We start from the raw sequence: 15,363 nt of genomic DNA on the forward strand, positions 1-15,363 counted from the left end.
CGGTATGCCCGATGTGGTGGGATGTGGACGATATGCACCATGCTAAGAACAGGTTCACTGCAATAGAACGAATTTGTTGGCACAAGCTTGCACGCCCAGCGACTAATGCGGCTGCTGCATATGCTTGTACGGAGGCGGTGGCCGGCAGTCCGCTGGGTTAAGATCGCCGCTTTCCGCTCCGGTCAGATCGATGCAAGCGCAGGCAGTCACCGCCCCAAGGCGGGTGGATATCGTGGTGTATCCCGGCTTCAAGGCCATGGAGGCGATCGGCCCGATGACGGTGTTCGACTACGCCAATGTGCGGCTGGCCCAGCTCGGGCAGCCACCGGCCTATGCCACGCGGGTGGTGGCGCTGGAGGCCGGCCCGGTGCGCTCGGACACGCTGATGACGCTGGAGGCCACGGCGCGGCTCGATCCCGTGCTGCTGCCGGATATCGCGGTGATTGTCGGCGCGCGCGACATCGAGCGGGCCATGGGCGATGCCGAAGGCATCGTGCCGTGGGCACGCGCGGTGGCGCCACGCATCGGACGATTGATTGCGCTGTGTTCGGGCACCTTCTTCCTGGCGGCGGCGGGCGTGCTGGACGGGCGCCGCGCCACCACGCACTGGAGCGTGGCCACGCTGCTGCGCCAGCGCTTTCCGGCCGTGGAGGTGGATGCGGATGCCATCTTCATCCGCCAGGGCAACCTGTGGACGTCCGCCGGGGTGACCGCCGGCATCGACCTGGCGCTGGCCGTGGTGGAAGAGGATCTCGGCCGGGACCTGGCCCTATACCTGGCGCGCGAGCTGGTGGTCTACCTCAAGCGCCCGGGCGGGCAATCGCAGTACAGCCTTCACCTGGCCAGCCAGGCGACCAGCCATGCCGGCATTCGCGGGGTGCAGGACTGGATCCTGTCCAACCTGGCACACGATTTCACGCTGGAGGAAATGGCGGGGCGGGTGGCGATGAGCGAGCGCAATTTCCGGCGCGTGTTTGCGCGGGAGGCGGGTGCCAGCCCGATGGCGTTCATCGAGTCGGCGCGCATCGAAGGGGCGCGGCGGCTGCTGGAGCAAGGAGAGCTGCCGCTCAAGGCTATTGCCGCGCGCACCGGCTTTGGGTCGGATGAAGGGCTGCGGCGCGCGTTCCTGCGTCAGCTAGGTATCACGCCGCGCGAGTACCGCGAGCGGTTTGGGGCCGTGCAGCCATAGCGCGGCACTTACGGGTTGCCTGTGGCGGGCGATGTGGCGGCGGAGGGCGCGTTGGCGTGAAGGCCCGGATCCTGGCTCGCCGGCGTATCGGCGCCCGTGCCACCGGTGCCGTTCTGCGTGCTGTCTTGCGAGCGCTGGCGCCCCCGGCCGCGGCCGCCGCCACGCGCGCTGGTCCCGACCGGCGCGGCGTGGTTCTGCCGCAACTCCTGGTTGATGCTGTCCACCGTGCGCGGCGAAGGCGTCATGCGCGCGAAGTTGCTCTGGATCGCGTTCATGGCTTCGTCGCCGCCGGCGGGCGAGCCTTGCGCAAAGGCGGCGCAGGAGAGCAGTAACGAGGCCGCCACGGGAATCAGGCGGAGAGTGCGGGCGCTGCGGCGCATCGTGATGGCCTTCGGGGTGGTCGCGTTCCCGGGGGATGCTAGCAGCATGGCGTGCCAGCGGGCAACGCGGCGCCCGGCGGATTCCGTTTCAGCGGCCACCGGCTTGTTTCAACGTATTACCAAGCGGCGCCGCCTGCCCAAAGCGAGGCGGTTCTACTCCAGGTTCTGCCCGATACGCCACAGTACCCCGGATGGGTCCAGCAGCACGAAATCCCGCATCTTCCACGGCTGGTCCTGCGGCGGCACCAGCCTCACGCCGTAGCGCCCGGCGAGGTCCTGCGCGTTGACCTTGTCCCACCAAGCCCCGACGTCCTCCACCAGCAGGTGCATCATCAGGTTCTCGGCCAGGTCCCGCACGTAGAAATTCTGCAGCATGAAGCTGCACGATCCGTGGTGCAGGTAGGCCAGGCTGTCGTCGCTCCACGGCATGACGAAACCCAGGTCCTGGTAGAACTGCTTGGAGAGCGCGAAATCGCGGGCAGGCACGAAGGCCTTGAGTTCGATGGCGGACAGGTTGCTCATGGTATGGGTGTCGTGTTGGGTCAGCACGCTGCCATCGGCGCCGCGCCGTGTGTAGTTCAAAGCTGCGCTGCGTGGTGCCGGATATGGTTTTCCATCAAGGTGGAGATGAAGTAGTAGCCGTGATCGTAGCCCTCGTGCCGGCGCAGCAGCAGCGGCTGCCCAACGGCGGCGCACGCGGCTTCGAAGACCTCCGGATACAACTGCTCGGCGAGGAATTTGTCGGCCAGGCCCTGGTCGACCAGGATGCCGCGGGGGAAGGGCGCCTTTGCCTGGCGCGCCATCAGCGCCGAGGCATCGTACTGCACCCAGCTGGCGCGGTCCTCGCCCAGGTAGCGGCTGAATGCTTTCTCACCCCAGGGGCAACGCATGGGCGCGGCGATTGGCGCAAACGCCGACACCGAGCGCAAGCGCCCGGGGTGACGCTGCGCCAGCACCAGGGCGCCGTGCCCGCCCATCGAGTGGCCGAAGATGCCGACGCGCTGCGCATCGGCCGGCAGCACCGTGGTGACCAGGTCGAACAGTTCCTGCGTCACGTAGCTTTCCATGCGCCAGTACTGGCTCCACGGCGCCTGCGTGGCGTCCAGGTAGAAGCCCGCCCCCACGCCGAAATCCCACGACTCGGCCTCGCCGGCAATGCCGGTGTCGCGCGGGCTGGTATCCGGCGCCACCAGGATCAGGCCGTGCTCGGCGGCATAGCGCTGGGCGCCGGCCTTGATCATGAAGGTTTCGTCGGTACAGGTCAGGCCGGCCAGGTAGAACAGCGCGGGCAGGCGCAGCTCGGGCTGGACCAGCGCCTGCGCGGGCAGGAACACCGAGAACCGCATCGGCAGGCCGATGGTGGCCGATGCGTGGCGATAGAAGCGCTGCACGCCGCCGAAGCAGCCGTGCTCGGAGAGAAGCTCGAGCATGGCCGGCCTCAGTACAGCACTACCGAGCGGATCGACTCGCCGCGCTTCATCAGGTCGAAGCCTTCGTTGATGCGCTCCAGCGGCAAGGTGTGGGTGATCAGGTCGTCGATGTTGAGCTTGCCCTCCATGTACCAGTCGACGATCTTGGGCACATCGGTGCGCCCGCGCGCGCCGCCGAAGGCCGAGCCCTTCCATTCGCGCCCGGTCACCAGCTGGAACGGACGGGTGGAGATTTCCGCGCCGGCCTCGGCCACGCCGATGATGATGGACTTGCCCCAGCCCTTGTGACAACACTCCAGCGCCTGGCGCATGACCTTGGTGTTGCCGATGCATTCGAACGAGTAGTCGGCGCCGCCATCGGTCAGCTGCACGATATGGTCCACCACGTTCTCGACTTCGTTCGGGTTGATGAAATGCGTCATGCCGAACTTGCGCGCCATGGCTTCGCGGCCCGGGTTCAGGTCCACGCCGATGATCTTGTCCGCGCCCACCATCTTGGCCGCCTGGATCACGTTCAGGCCGATGCCGCCGAGGCCGAACACCACCACGTTCGCGCCGGCTTCCACCTTGGCGGTAAACAGCACCGCGCCCACGCCGGTGGTCACGCCGCAGCCGATGTAGCAAACCTTGTCGAACGGCGCATCCGGGCGGATCTTGGCCAGCGCGATCTCAGGCACCACGATGTGGTTGGCAAAGGTGGAGGTGCCCATGTAATGGAAGATCGGCTTGCCATCGATGGAAAAGCGCGAGGTGCCGTCGGGCATCAGGCCCTTGCCCTGGGTCGAGCGAATGGCCTGGCAAAGGTTGGTCTTGCGCGACAGGCAGAACTTGCACTGGCGGCATTCCGGCGTGTAGAGGGGGATCACGTGGTCGCCCGGCTTGAGCGAGGTCACGCCCGGGCCCACGTCGGTGACGATGCCGGCGCCTTCGTGGCCCAGGATGGCCGGGAAGATGCCCTCCGGGTCGGCGCCGGACAGTGTGTAGTAGTCGGTATGGCAAATACCCGTGGCCTTGATCTCCACCAGCACTTCGCCGGCGCGCGGGCCGTCCAGGTCCACTTCTTCCACGGTCAGCGGGGCGCCGGCTTTCCAGGCGATGGCGGCTTTGGTCTTCATGATGGTTTTCCTTGGTAGTGGCTGGCAGCCAGGGCGCCCGCCCGATATCTGGGGACATAAGGCGGCGCCGCGCGGTACAAGCCCGGGCGCGGCGTCTCTTGTCAGCAGAGACTATACGTCGATCCGGCTGGCCACGGATGCCCGAAGCGGCCGATTTGGCCCTGGGCGCCCCCTGTTTGGCCAAAAACGTGGGTTGGCTGGCCGGCTTGGTTGACCGGGCCGGCGGCTGCGGCTTAAATGCCCGTTCCACCCACGCGGCGCCGCCCAGGTTCAATGTCCTTGCCATATTGCCTGTCCGCCTCGCCCATCACCCGCAAGGACCGGACATGAGTCACGAAGCCGAGCGCACCTCCCGCGCCTCGCCAGTGCAACGCGCCCTCTGGATCCTGCGTGCCCTGTCCGACCCGCAAGTGCGCCGCTTGTCCGACGTGGCGCGTGCCACCGGGCTGGACCCGGCTACCGCGTCGCGCCTGCTGGAGTTGCTGGTGGCCGAAGGCTTTGTCACCCGCGATGCCAGCCGGCGCTTTGGCATCGGCCCGGAGATTTTTCAGCTGGCCGACGTGGCCCAGCGCCGGGTCGACCTGCGCGCGCTGGCGCGGCCGAGCCTGGAGCGGCTGGTGGAGGAGTTCGAGGATACCGCCGTGCTGACCCTGGCCAGCCGGGGCGAATCGGTGGTGGCGGATATCGAGCTGGGCACGTTCCCGATCCGCGCCAACTATGTCGAGATCGGCACACGCCGCCCGCTCGGGGTGGGCGCAGGCAGCCTGGCGGTGCTCGCCTGGATGCCGGAAGCCGAGCGCACCGCGCGGACCCGGCTAGGCAAGGCGCAGTGCGCACGTTACCCGCGCCTCACGGCCGAGGTGATCGGCGAGCAGATCGAGGCCGCCCGTGCGCGCGGCCATGCCTTGTTCCTGGATTGGGTGGTCGACAAGATGGGCGGCATCGCCGTGCCGCTGCTTGACTACGAAGGCCGCCCGCTGGGCGCGTTGAGCGTGGCGGCACTGAGCGAGCGGATCCTGTCTCGCGAGGCGAAGATGGCGCGCCGGCTAAAGGAGGAGGCGCGGCGCATCACGGGTGCGTGGGCGCGCCGCGCGCTAGGAGAATAGTGCAATAGTGCGTCGCTGAGGTGCGTCTCTGAGCCAGCCGCGCCTCAAGGCATGTCGAACTGTTCCGCGGGCTTGCCCTGGTCCAGTTCCGGCAAGCCTGCGGAATACATCACCGCCCAGTTGTCGGGGCCGAGCCCGCCATCACGACAAGGCAGGCTGGCGATGCGCTTCTGGTCTTTCTCCACGACCAGCCCTTCCTTCTCCCAGCCCTTGCCGCTGCCGGCATAGACCACATAGTCGTAGCCTCCGTTGGAGAACCTGAAGTAATCGGTGCCGCCGCCGGAGTATGCCGTGACACCCCAGCGGAAGTGCTTGCGCGGATCATCCGTGAGTTTCGGGTACGCAAGTTCGACGGCGCCCTTCTTGCCAAAGCGGTACTGCACATACCCCTTGGTCTTGGACAGGTCCGGCGAGGCGCAGAGCGACACAAGCTTGTTGCCCTTGACGGTACAGGAGAACGCAACTTGTTCGTCCTTCGTGCACAGCGAGTCGCGTGCCGTTGCCGTCAGCGAGAACATCGAAAGCAGCAGGGCGCCGATGACGCGATGCGGGTGGGACATGGATGGCTCCGAGAAAGGGGGGGCTCAGGCGAGCAAGGCAGCCTGATCGAACGCGACGAATTCGCAGCCGTAGTGGTGTACCACATCATCGGCTGTGTTCACCAGTTGGTAACGCACTACGCGCACGCTGACCTCGAGCCTGGCCAGCGTGCCGAAGCTGAGGATGCCTCTGGGGAGCACCGTCCCGGCGGCCAGCATCGTGGTCCCCGGCGTGCGCGAGCGCAGTCCCACGCCGGAAGCCGATAAGTCGGCAATGTCCAGGATGAGCGTGGTGCCGTCGGGCAACCCGGTCTCGAACGTGTAGTTGTAGTCCAGCGTCTCTGCCCGGTAGTCGCGACGCCGCTGCACCTGGGACAGCCTCTCCGGGAGCGGCAGGGCGAATGCAGTAGCGCCGGCGAACACGCAGCGCTTCGCCGCGCCCAGGGCAAGCGTGACCGATACGTCGTCGAGCACGGTCGAAAGCTCGCTCTGCGCGCTGGCCAGTACCGCCTGGTTGTCGGATTCGCTCTCGCACCCCTCAAGCGTGAACTGGCGCGCTGCGACATCCACGAACAATACCCGCGAGCGCAGGGTGCGCCCATCCGGCAAGCGCAAGTCGAGGTAGCGCTCCTGCGTCGCCAGGACATCCAGCATGTCGTGGATCTCATCCTCAAGCGCGTGCTGGAATCCATCCGGTGACGGCGGGTTTATCGAAGCGGGATCAAGTCTGTTCATGGATTGGTGTGGCTGACAGGCAAAGGCGGCCGCAAGCATGGCTGCCAAACGTTGCCTAACGGCAGGAAACCGCAGATCTTTAGCCCGGGCGAGAGCGTGGGGGGATGCCTAAAGAACGTGCTCGCAATGCCGTTAGAGGCGTCGGCATGCAAACGAATAAACGAATAAACGAATGATGCAAAGCAGGGAAGCGCAGCAGAAGTGCAGCCTCGAAGCTGGATGCGCGCAGCGTTGTCCGATCCAATATGCAATATGCAATATCTAATGCCTTGAATGAGTGAGTTGCGATGAATCGTAGCGCGCACGCCGCAATGCTCCCCGGTCACCCGGCACCACCACCATGGCCTCGGCAGCCATAGGCACGTCCTTGCCGTTTCCATTGGCGGCAAACGGCGATATCGAGCGGATCAGCGATCCGGACCAGGTACTTGAGATCCTGCAGGATCTGGTTCGCAAGCGCATCCGGCTCCATCTCCATCCTGCGCAGCAGTGCCGGGTGGCTTCGAGCTTTCTGTTTATCGATCCATCCCAAGGCACCTGCGTGCTCGCGTGGTGCCGCAATGGCGTGGAGCTGGAGGCAATCCTGAACGCCAGCGATATGGCGGCTTCGGCATCGATGGGCGACATCACGTTCCAGTTCCGCATCGCCTCCGCCGCCGTCACTCGTTTCGACGGTGGACCGGCGTTTCTCGCCCCCTATCCGACCGGGATCTATCAAGTCCCGCGCCGCAGGCATTTCCGCGTCCGCCCGCAGGCGGAGAAACAGTGCCGTTGCCAGATCCTGTTAAGCGACGGCCAGCTCGTGGAGATGGAAGTCGCCGACGTGTCGGTGTCCGGCGTGGGCTTGCGCTCCCGCAGTGTCGGCCCGCAGCGCTTGCCGGTCGGGACCTGGATCGCTGAATGCCATCTGGACCTTGGCGAGCTGGGCGGGTTGGACCTGGCATTGCAGGTGGTGCGGCATCGAAAGGCCTGGCGCGGCGACGAGGCGCACCATCACTTTGGCTGCCACTTTGGCCAGATGGATGTCCAGGCCGCGAAGTGGCTGCAGCGCGTTGTGTTTGCGCTGGAGCTGGCCGGCCGCGAGTAAGCCGGTAAGCCGGCAAGCAGGCCGCTCAGCATCGCTGCGGCCATGGTTGAACATCAAGCGCATCCCTTGGCGGCATTGCGCACAAAGCGTTGCTCTGTCACGGCAGCCCCCCATTGCTCGCCTGGCGCCTCCTGCGCAAGTTGAAACCCGTGGGACTCATAGAGATGGCGCGCCGCGTCGAGGCCCTTGAATGTCCACAGGTAGGTTTGCCCGTAGCGTGCATCCGCGAAATCCAGCGCGCGTTCCAGCAATTGGCGTCCGACGCCCGTGCCGCGCAAGGCGTTGTCGACGATAAACCAGCGCAGGTGGGCAAGCCCGCCCGGCTCGCCATCGATGGCGATGCTGGCCAGCGACCGGCCGCCTTCCAGCCACAGCCACAGTTGCCTGTCCGGCGATGGCAGGCTGGCCGCGAAGCCAGCCAGCTCGGTGGCCACCTTGTTTTCAAAGAAGCTGCCGAAGCCCACCAGTTGCGAATAGAAGCGGGCATGCAGGCTGGCGATGTCGCCGATGCAGCCCGGCCGGTAGCCTTCCTGGATTCCGCTGCCCACGCCGGCATCGTCCCCGGTGGTCTTTTGGGCGTTGTCCGCGGCGAGCGCATCCGCATAGATCGACAGGGACCGGACCAGCGCTTGCTGGTCGGCCGGGGTCAGCCGCCGCAATGCGCTGGAGACCTGTTCCGTGGCAAAGCCATCGATCTGGTGGTGCAAGTGCCTGCCGGCGTCGGTCAGGTTCAGATGGGCCGAGCGCGCATCGTCGGTCGCGGCCGTGCGTACGACAAGACCCAACGATTCGAGCTTGGCGAGCTGCCGGCTTGTATTGGACTTGTCCAGCCGCAGGATACTGGCCAGATCGCGCGCCTGCAGCCCCGGCGCCAGCCCGATCTCGATGATGGCGTGCACCGCGGAGGGCGCAAGCTGGCTATCTGCCAGCGTGGTCCGCATGAAGCCGAGCTCGCGGACCAGCTTTCTGGAAAACACCCTGAGCGCGGCGATCGTGGCATCACGCGGCTCGGGCAGGGGCTCGACGATATCCATGGCGGCTCCATTGGTTGCGCATCGCAACCATAATAGTTGCGGATCGCAAGTTTTTCAAGGAGCCTAGCCGGAGRGGCCCGCCTACGCCGGTCCGCGCAACAGCGGGGCCAGGGCCTGCGGCACCTCCACCTCGAACCGCAGCACCGCGCTGGCCAGCGCCTTGCCGTAGGTGTCCAGCGCCAGGCTGCGCGACACGCCGCCTCCCAGTGCGCCATGCGCGACGAAGTTGAGCACTTGCAAACCATCGGCTTCGAAGCGCTCGACCTTGCCGGTGACCACGCCGCCATACAGCCTCTTGAAGGCTTGGGCGGTGAGCTGCGCCTTGAGATACGGGTAGAACGCGGCGTCGTAGGCGATCACCGAGGTGTTCGAGATATCGCCCTTGTCGCCGGACCGCGTATGTGCCACGCGCCTTAGCAGAACTTTCATGGGATGTGCCTCGCAGCGGATCAAAGGAAACGGATCAAAGGAAATGAATCTCGGAACTGACCTGCGCGCGCGGCACCAGGGCCGACCACACGCCGATGATCTCGCGCGTGCGCTCCTGGTGCGGCACGCGCTTGCCGGTGGAGGCCAGGCCGCTCACGGCCATGCTGTCGATCTCGCGGCCGACCTTGGCGGCTTCCGCGCGGGTGAGGGTGCGCGCGGCCACGCGCACGGCGATCTCGTTGGGCTCGCACGCCGGCGCCGGGGAGGCCTCGCCGTGGATGGCGTTGACACCGAGAAAGTCGATGCGCAGCGCTTGCGCGTCCAGCCCGGCCAGCTGGAACCGGTGCGCCAGGATGGCCTTGGCCAGGCGCGCCTTTTCCAAGCAGCCGGGTCCGGCGTAGAAGAACATGTCCTCGCCGATAAAACCCTCCGTGCAGCCAAGCGAGACCTTGAGCGTGGGCGTGCGCGGCGATCCGCTGATGCCGCTCATGCGCACCTGGTCGGGCGCAACCTGCTCCAGCTGCGCCGTGGTGAAGTCCACCACCACATCCGGCGTGATGTAGCGGCGCGGGTCGTGCACCTCGTAGAACATCTGCTCCTTGACGGTCTGCAGGTCGATGCGGCCGCCGGTGCCTGCCACCTTGGAAATCACGGACGTGCCGCTCGCGTCCACCTCGGCAATCGGGAAGGCCAGGTTCCACGGCTCGGGCACATCCTTGTAGCCCGGATCGCCAAAATAGCCGCCGGTCACCTGTGCGCCGCATTCCAGCAAATGGCCGATGGCACTGCCGCGCGCTAGCAGCTCCGTGTCGTCGGGCTGCCATCCGAACGCATGCATCATCGGCGCGAGAAACAGGGAGGGATCGGCCACGCGGCCCGTCACCACGATCTGCGCACCGGCTTGCAGCGCGCGCACGATTGGCTCCGCGCCCTCATATGGCTCGGCCGAGATCAGCGAGCCGCGCAGGGTGGCGATGGGCGCGCCGGTCTCCAGGATCTCCAGCTGCTGGTCGCAGATGGTGCCGGTCAGGTCGGAGGTGGTGATCGCCGCGATCTTCACGCCGGGCAGGCCGAGCTCCGCGCACAGCTGCGCGATGCGCCGCGCCGCGCCCAGCGGATTGATCCAGCCCTGGTTGCTGACGATGCGCGTGCCGTTGGCGATGCAGTGCGGCAGCACGGCGCGCATGCGCTCGTCGAGGTAGGTGTCGTAGCCTTCGAAGGCGGGGTCGCGGCGTTTTCGCACTTGCGCAGCGCTGACGGTGGCCTCGGCCATGGTCTCGAAACAGAGGAAATCGAGTTTGCCGTGCTGCGCGCTCAGGGCCGCGGGCTCGACGCGGTCGCCCCACCAGCCGGAGCCTGAGCCAATGCGCAGGGTCTTGGTTGCCATGACGGGATCCTTGGTTTGCTCTTGGTTTGTTGTTCTGCGTGGCGTCTTGGGCTTACTGGGCCTGGATGCCTGCGCTCTTGATCACGCGCGACCATTTCTCGGTATCGGCGCGGATCACCGCGGCGAAGGCAGCCGGTGAGTCGCCGCCGGGCACCGCGCCAAGCTGCTCGATGCGCTGCCTGACCTCGGGCGTGGCCAGCACCTTGGCCACCGTTTGCTGCAGGCGCGCCACCTGCGCGGGCGGCGTGCCGGCCGGGGCCAGCAGGCCGAACCACGAGTTCACCACGTAGCCGGGCAGGCCGGATTCCGCCACGGTGGGCACATCCGGCAGGATGGGCGAGCGCTGCGGGCTGGTCACCGCCAGCGCGCGCACCTTGCCTGCCTGGATTTGCGCCAGCGCCGAGGGCAGGTTGTCGAACATGAGGTTGACCTGGCCCGCCAGCAGGTCGGTCATGGCGGGCGCCGCGCCTTTGTAGGGCACGTGCTGCATCTTCACGCCGGCCATGCTGTCGAGCAATTCGCCGGACAGGTGCGGCGAGCCGCCGGTACTGGTGGACGCGTAGTTGAGGCTGCCCGGCCGCTGCCTGGCCAGCGCGATGAGTTCGGCCACGGATTTGACCGGCAGCGTGGCATTGGTCAGCAGCACGTTGGGCGAGTTGGCGACCAGCGTCACCGGCGCGAAGTCCTTGGCTGAGTCATACGGCATGCGCGCGTAGAGGAACTGGTTGGTGACCTGGGTGCCGAGCGTGCCCATCAGCAGCGTGTAGCCGTCCGGGGCGGCCTTGGCCACGGCCTCGGCGCCGATGTTGCCGCCGGCGCCGGGCCGGTTGTCCACCACCACGGTTTGTCCCAGCGCCTCGCCCAATTTCTGCGCCACCAGGCGCGCGAGGATGTCGGTGGTGCCACCGGGGGTGAAAGGCACCACCAGGCGCAGCGGCTTGGCGGGGTAGCTGTCCGCTGCCCGCGCCGGCAGCGCAAGCTGGGCGCACAGGGCGGCGCAGGCCATGGCGGCCAGGCGGAGGGTGGCACGTCGGTGCATCGTTGTCTCCTCGCAGGCGCTGCCGTGGCGGCAATGCCCGGTGGTTGTGCCGTGTGCGCGGGTGCGCCGCGGCATTTCGTTTAGTGAAATCTTTTTGGGGTGATCTTATGCATGAGCCGGTTTGCAGGTCAAACAAAGGCTATGAATTTTCATTGACTGAAAATTCGATGCATCGCCAAGGGGCTTTGTGGCCCTGGACCCGGTGGCGCCGCGCGAGCTGCCGATGGAGCTGGCTGCGCTGTTAGGCTGTGCGGTGATGGCGGGCATTGGCGCGGTGGCCAATACCGCGCAGGTGCGCATGGGGCAGGGCGTGGCGGTGCTGTGGACGGCGGCGTGGATTTGTCGGCCGTGCCGGGCGCGCCGGCGGCGGGCGCCTCGCGCGTATATCGCGCTGTACTGTCAGGGCAAGCTGCCGGTGGCGCGTTCGCTGACCGGCACGCTCGGGCTCGAAGACATCCATGATGGCTTCGGCCGGCAACGCACCGGGCAGGCGATCCGGCAGATGGTAACGATGGGGGATTAGGGCGGTGCTTGGCGGTAGCCGCGCTCAGTACCCTTGATATCCCTGGTACCCCTGGTACCCCTGGTATTGCGGCTGCGGCGCCTGCTGATAGTAATAGGGCGCCGGCTGCGGCGCGCATGGCACGTACGCGCGATCGTAATCCCGATAGCAGTATCCCGGCGGCGGGCCATATGCCGGCTGGGGCGGCGCGGCGACAACGACCGGCTGGCTGGCCACGGCGGTACCGACGACTGCCAGCCCGACCAAGGCGCCGATGGCCAGCGCTACCGCGCCGGCGGAACCGCCACCGCCATGGTAGCCGCCATCGTGGTAGCGGTCGCGTGCCGAGGCAGGTCCTGCGGCCAGCAGCGCGGCGGCGATGAGGCCCGCGCCGATGACGCGGGTGGCACGATGGGTGTTGCGCATGGCTGACTCCTTGAGACGGCCAGCGAGGGCGGCTGGCCATGACGTCATCTTAGGGGTCGGGCGTCTGCGGAATAGTTTGGCGCGGTTAGCAGATGTAACGCCGATATCACCGTGAGCGCGCCGATCAGGGGGCGGGGCGCGGCGGCGGTGGGGGCGGTTGCGGGGCTGGAGGAGGCGGCGGCGCAGTGTCGGCGCCCGGGGTGGCCTGCGCCGGCGCCTTCTTGTGATGGTGCTTGTGCTTATGCTTCTTGTGGCGCGCAGGCTGGGCCGGCATGGGCGTTGCCGTGGCCCGCTCGCCCTGTGGCTGCTGCGGCTGGGGCGGTGCAAGCTGGGCGTGGGCGATGCCGCCCAGGGCAAGGGCGGCTGCCAGCGCGGCTGCCTTGAGGCTTGGAATTCCGGGTTTCATCGATGCTCCTCAAATAATAATCCGTCACAACAGTCACAACTATCCGCACCGTGACGGCGCATGCGGTATAGGACAAAGTCTGATTCGCGTATCGTCTTTGTAGCTCCCTGCATCAGATAGCGCTACTTATGCTAAGCGCCGCCGCCATCATGCGGCACCGGCGTCATGCCGGCGCGGGACGCCGCCGGCGCGTTCCCGGCCCGGCCTTCATGCTGCCGGCCAAGCCACCATCCCAGCCACGCCCATCCCAGCGCCAGCGCAGCGCCGGTGAACGCCACCACGGCCGGGTGGCCGGAAAGCCCATCGATGGCGGTCTTGAACCACGCACTGACGGCATCGCCGGCGCGATAGACGGCGGTGTCGATCACATTCTTCGCCTTGTACTTGGTCTCGGCATCGACCACGGTAAACAGCATCTCCCGCCCCGGGCGCAGCAAGGCGTATTCCCCCACGCGGCGCAGGATCATCACGCCGGCCAGCACGCCGAAGGTGGGCCACAGCGCCAGCACCAGGAAGCCAGCCGCCACCGCCAGCGGCACCGCCGTGAGCAGGGATGTCACGCCATAGCGCCTGGCGATGCGCCCCGACAGGAACACCTGCACCAGGATGGTCAGCGCCTGCACGATCGCATCGATGGCGCTGAACACCTGGGTCTGCTGCGTGCGGCTGGGAAAGGTCTGCGCCATCAGCCTGGCCTGCTCGAAGTAGAGGAAAGTGCTGGCCGTGGCCAGCAGGATCACGAACAGGCTGATGCCAAGCAGGTAACGGGACCGCGCCACTAGAGTCAGCCCCGCCCAGAGCCCGCCCCCGATGGGCCGGGCCGGGTCTTGCGGCGGCACCGGATCGTCTGCCACCGGCACGCCCGCGCCGGCGCGCTTGCGCCAGCCGAACAGGTAGCCCACGCCGGGCAGCGCGGCCGCGAGCAGCGCGGCCGACAGCACCATCAGCCCGGTCAGGCCGATGCGCGTCACCAGCCAGCCGCCCATCAGCGGGCCAGCCAGGCCGCCCGCGCTGGCGCCGGCGGCCAGCAGGCCGAACAGCCGGCGCGCCTGGCCGGGGCGGAACACGTCCGCCATCAGGCTCCACGCCACCGAGACCACGAACAGGTTGAACACCGATAGCCAGACGTAGAACACGCGCGCCAGCCAGATGTTGTCCGGCGCGCCGCGCGTGGCCACGGCAAAACCCAGCAGGTTGGCAATAAAGAACGCATAGACCCAGGGCACGAAACGCCGGCGGGGCAGCCGCGCGCTGCACAAGCCATAGCAGGGGATGGCCACCAGCATGACCACGAAGGTGGCGGTGAACAGCCATTGCAGGTTTTGCACGCCGCCGGCGATGCCCATGGTCTCTCGCACCGGGCGCAGCATGAAGTAGCTGGCGAACAGGCAGAAGAAGAACAGGAAGCCAGCCGCGACGGCGCTGCCTTCACCGGGCTGGATGCCAAGCCCGTGCCGGGTGGGCTGCCTGGCGTGCGCGGAGTTTGTGGGGTTTGCCATGATGGGTTCAGGCGGCCAGCAGCGCGGCAATGCGCTCGCGCTGGCGCGCATCGGGCATGCGGCCAAGGCCCGCGCCAAGGTTGTCCTGCATATTGCGGGGCTTGGCGGTGGCGGGGATCGCCGCCGTCACCGCGGGGTGGCTGACAATGAATTTCAGGAAGATCTGGCCCCAGGACGCGCAGTCGATCTCGCCGGCCCAGGGCGGCAGCGGCTTGTCCTTGACGGCGTGGAACAGGCGCCCGTCCTGGAACGGGCGATTGACCAGCACGGCCACGCCGCGCTCCTGGCACAACGGCAGCAGCGCGCGCTCGGCATTGCGCTCGGCCAGGGAATAGTTCAGCTGCACAAAATCCAGGCGCTCGCTGCGCACGATCTGCGCCAGCGCCTCATGCGCGTCCTCGCGGTAGTGGGTGATGCCGACATAGCGCGTCTTGCCCTGATCCTTCAGTTGGCGCGCGAAGCGCAGGTTGTCGCGCCAGTCGATCAGGTTGTGGACCTGTAGCAGATCCACGGTATCGCTATGCAGGTCGCGCAGCGACTGGGTCCATTGCGCCTGCGCCGCGCCGCCGGCCGGGCTGGATATCTTGGTGGCCAGGAAGACCTTGCCGCGGGCATTGGCGTCCCGCAGCAGGTCGCCGGTGACGCCTTGCGCGCTGCCATAGCTGGGCGCGGTGTCGATCACCGGGCCGGACGTTTGCAGCAGCAAGGCCAGGACCTCGGCCAGCGGGGCGCGTTCGGCGCGTTCGGTTCCCACGTCGAAGGTATTGGCCGTGCCCATGCCGATCACCGGCAGGGTTTCGTGGCCGCCGGGCAGTGCCCGGCGCAATGGCCCAGCAGCGGGCGGCGCCGCGAGCGTGCTGGYGGGCCAGGCGCCACGGCACAGGCTAAGTGCGGCGGCAAGGCGCGCGCCGTGGCCAAGAAAACGGCGTCTATCGGATGACATGACGATCTCCTTGCTGGCGGGCCCGGATTCTGGCGGCCGGGGCTGCGGCATTTAGTCACTGCGCACCGCGCAGTGGCCCGGCTAGCTTAAGCTGTTGCCCCGATCCGTATCATATTC

18 protein-coding genes are annotated in these 15,363 nt (G+C 67.2%); 4 read left to right on the plus strand and 14 right to left on the minus strand.

Features of this window, described 5'->3' with window-relative positions:
- Positions 1-190 precede the first annotated feature (190 nt).
- Positions 191-1,189 (plus strand): GlxA family transcriptional regulator, encoded by a 999-nt coding sequence (locus AB4061_RS25615; RefSeq protein ID WP_441638773.1) that lies wholly within the window; start codon positions 191-193, stop codon positions 1,187-1,189.
- An 8-nt stretch (positions 1,190-1,197) separates the two neighbouring features.
- On the opposite strand, the gene AB4061_RS25620 is transcribed toward AB4061_RS25615, so the two are convergent.
- From AB4061_RS25620 to AB4061_RS25635, 4 genes are all read right to left on the minus strand, one after another.
- A complete protein-coding gene (locus tag AB4061_RS25620; protein ID WP_441638775.1) occupies positions 1,198-1,617 on the minus strand; it encodes a hypothetical protein in 420 nt (139 codons plus the stop codon).
- A 105-nt stretch (positions 1,618-1,722) separates the two neighbouring features.
- Positions 1,723-2,151 (minus strand): VOC family protein, encoded by a 429-nt coding sequence (locus AB4061_RS25625; protein ID WP_441638777.1) that lies wholly within the window; start codon positions 2,149-2,151, stop codon positions 1,723-1,725.
- On the minus strand, positions 2,148-2,999 hold the full coding sequence (fghA, locus tag AB4061_RS25630; RefSeq protein WP_441638779.1) for an S-formylglutathione hydrolase: 852 nt from the start codon (positions 2,997-2,999) through the stop codon (positions 2,148-2,150). The genes AB4061_RS25625 and fghA overlap by 4 nt, the downstream gene beginning before the upstream one ends.
- A gap of 8 nt (positions 3,000-3,007) precedes the next feature.
- Positions 3,008-4,114, minus strand: coding sequence for an S-(hydroxymethyl)glutathione dehydrogenase/class III alcohol dehydrogenase (locus tag AB4061_RS25635; protein WP_253930794.1), 1,107 nt, complete (start codon positions 4,112-4,114; stop codon positions 3,008-3,010).
- Positions 4,115-4,440: 326 nt separating this feature from the next.
- On the opposite strand from AB4061_RS25635, the gene AB4061_RS25640 reads away from it, so the two are divergent.
- A complete protein-coding gene (locus AB4061_RS25640) occupies positions 4,441-5,220 on the plus strand; it encodes an IclR family transcriptional regulator (protein ID WP_441638782.1) in 780 nt (259 codons plus the stop codon).
- 44 nt (positions 5,221-5,264) lie between these two features.
- Here the strand turns inward: AB4061_RS25640 and AB4061_RS25645 are convergent, their stop codons facing one another.
- On the minus strand, positions 5,265-5,780 hold the full coding sequence (locus AB4061_RS25645) for a hypothetical protein (RefSeq protein WP_441638784.1): 516 nt from the start codon (positions 5,778-5,780) through the stop codon (positions 5,265-5,267).
- Positions 5,781-5,804: 24 nt separating this feature from the next.
- Positions 5,805-6,494 carry a flagellar brake protein gene (locus AB4061_RS25650; protein WP_441638786.1) on the minus strand — a complete coding sequence of 230 codons (690 nt, stop codon included), beginning with the start codon at positions 6,492-6,494 and terminating at the stop codon, positions 5,805-5,807.
- Between the two features lie 367 nt (positions 6,495-6,861).
- Here AB4061_RS25650 and AB4061_RS25655 point away from each other — a divergent pair, with 367 nt between their 5' ends.
- Positions 6,862-7,581 carry a flagellar brake protein gene (locus tag AB4061_RS25655; RefSeq protein ID WP_441638788.1) on the plus strand — a complete coding sequence of 240 codons (720 nt, stop codon included), beginning with the start codon at positions 6,862-6,864 and terminating at the stop codon, positions 7,579-7,581.
- A gap of 53 nt (positions 7,582-7,634) precedes the next feature.
- On the opposite strand, the gene AB4061_RS25660 is transcribed toward AB4061_RS25655, so the two are convergent.
- The 4 genes from AB4061_RS25660 to AB4061_RS25675 form a co-directional block, all read right to left on the minus strand.
- Positions 7,635-8,615 (minus strand): bifunctional helix-turn-helix transcriptional regulator/GNAT family N-acetyltransferase, encoded by a 981-nt coding sequence (locus tag AB4061_RS25660; protein ID WP_441638790.1) that lies wholly within the window; start codon positions 8,613-8,615, stop codon positions 7,635-7,637.
- An 81-nt stretch (positions 8,616-8,696) separates the two neighbouring features.
- A complete protein-coding gene (locus AB4061_RS25665; protein ID WP_441638792.1) occupies positions 8,697-9,044 on the minus strand; it encodes an AtuA-related protein in 348 nt (115 codons plus the stop codon).
- Positions 9,045-9,078: 34 nt separating this feature from the next.
- Positions 9,079-10,431, minus strand: coding sequence for an acyclic terpene utilization AtuA family protein (locus tag AB4061_RS25670; protein WP_441638794.1), 1,353 nt, complete (start codon positions 10,429-10,431; stop codon positions 9,079-9,081).
- A gap of 52 nt (positions 10,432-10,483) precedes the next feature.
- Positions 10,484-11,470 carry a Bug family tripartite tricarboxylate transporter substrate binding protein gene (locus tag AB4061_RS25675; RefSeq protein ID WP_441638796.1) on the minus strand — a complete coding sequence of 329 codons (987 nt, stop codon included), beginning with the start codon at positions 11,468-11,470 and terminating at the stop codon, positions 10,484-10,486.
- A 187-nt stretch (positions 11,471-11,657) separates the two neighbouring features.
- Here AB4061_RS25675 and AB4061_RS25680 point away from each other — a divergent pair, with 187 nt between their 5' ends.
- Entirely contained in the window at positions 11,658-11,993 is a 336-nt protein-coding gene (locus AB4061_RS25680) for a hypothetical protein (RefSeq protein ID WP_441638798.1), read from the plus strand.
- A gap of 24 nt (positions 11,994-12,017) precedes the next feature.
- On the opposite strand, the gene AB4061_RS25685 is transcribed toward AB4061_RS25680, so the two are convergent.
- The 4 genes from AB4061_RS25685 to AB4061_RS25700 all read right to left on the minus strand — a co-directional run bounded on the left by AB4061_RS25685 (position 12,018) and on the right by AB4061_RS25700 (position 15,246).
- Entirely contained in the window at positions 12,018-12,398 is a 381-nt protein-coding gene (locus AB4061_RS25685; RefSeq protein ID WP_441638800.1) for a mechanosensitive ion channel protein MscS, read from the minus strand.
- Positions 12,399-12,522: 124 nt separating this feature from the next.
- Positions 12,523-12,804, minus strand: a complete 282-nt coding sequence (locus AB4061_RS25690) for a hypothetical protein (protein ID WP_441638802.1) — start codon at positions 12,802-12,804, stop codon at positions 12,523-12,525.
- Positions 12,805-12,935: 131 nt separating this feature from the next.
- Entirely contained in the window at positions 12,936-14,303 is a 1,368-nt protein-coding gene (locus AB4061_RS25695) for an NTP/NDP exchange transporter (protein WP_441638804.1), read from the minus strand.
- Between the two features lie 7 nt (positions 14,304-14,310).
- Positions 14,311-15,246, minus strand: a complete 936-nt coding sequence (locus AB4061_RS25700) for an aldo/keto reductase (RefSeq protein ID WP_441638806.1) — start codon at positions 15,244-15,246, stop codon at positions 14,311-14,313.
- Positions 15,247-15,363 lie beyond the last annotated feature (117 nt).

The organism is Cupriavidus sp. YAF13 (genome assembly GCF_052113425.1).
Classification (GTDB): Bacteria; Pseudomonadota; Gammaproteobacteria; order Burkholderiales; family Burkholderiaceae; genus Cupriavidus.

Coding starts and splice junctions, on each gene's coding strand:
- AB4061_RS25615 (WP_441638773.1), top strand. CDS start 191: ATGCAAGCGCAGGCAGTCACCGCCCCAAGGCGGGTGGATATCGTGGTG.
- AB4061_RS25620 (WP_441638775.1), bottom strand. CDS start 1,617: ATGCTGCTAGCATCCCCCGGGAACGCGACCACCCCGAAGGCCATCACG.
- fghA (WP_441638779.1), bottom strand. CDS start 2,999: ATGCTCGAGCTTCTCTCCGAGCACGGCTGCTTCGGCGGCGTGCAGCGC.
- AB4061_RS25635 (WP_253930794.1), bottom strand. CDS start 4,114: ATGAAGACCAAAGCCGCCATCGCCTGGAAAGCCGGCGCCCCGCTGACC.
- AB4061_RS25640 (WP_441638782.1), top strand. CDS start 4,441: ATGAGTCACGAAGCCGAGCGCACCTCCCGCGCCTCGCCAGTGCAACGC.
- AB4061_RS25645 (WP_441638784.1), bottom strand. CDS start 5,780: ATGTCCCACCCGCATCGCGTCATCGGCGCCCTGCTGCTTTCGATGTTC.
- AB4061_RS25650 (WP_441638786.1), bottom strand. CDS start 6,494: ATGAACAGACTTGATCCCGCTTCGATAAACCCGCCGTCACCGGATGGA.
- AB4061_RS25660 (WP_441638790.1), bottom strand. CDS start 8,615: ATGGATATCGTCGAGCCCCTGCCCGAGCCGCGTGATGCCACGATCGCC.
- AB4061_RS25665 (WP_441638792.1), bottom strand. CDS start 9,044: ATGAAAGTTCTGCTAAGGCGCGTGGCACATACGCGGTCCGGCGACAAG.
- AB4061_RS25670 (WP_441638794.1), bottom strand. CDS start 10,431: ATGGCAACCAAGACCCTGCGCATTGGCTCAGGCTCCGGCTGGTGGGGC.
- AB4061_RS25675 (WP_441638796.1), bottom strand. CDS start 11,470: ATGCACCGACGTGCCACCCTCCGCCTGGCCGCCATGGCCTGCGCCGCC.
- AB4061_RS25685 (WP_441638800.1), bottom strand. CDS start 12,398: ATGCGCAACACCCATCGTGCCACCCGCGTCATCGGCGCGGGCCTCATC.
- AB4061_RS25690 (WP_441638802.1), bottom strand. CDS start 12,804: ATGAAACCCGGAATTCCAAGCCTCAAGGCAGCCGCGCTGGCAGCCGCC.
- AB4061_RS25695 (WP_441638804.1), bottom strand. CDS start 14,303: ATGGCAAACCCCACAAACTCCGCGCACGCCAGGCAGCCCACCCGGCAC.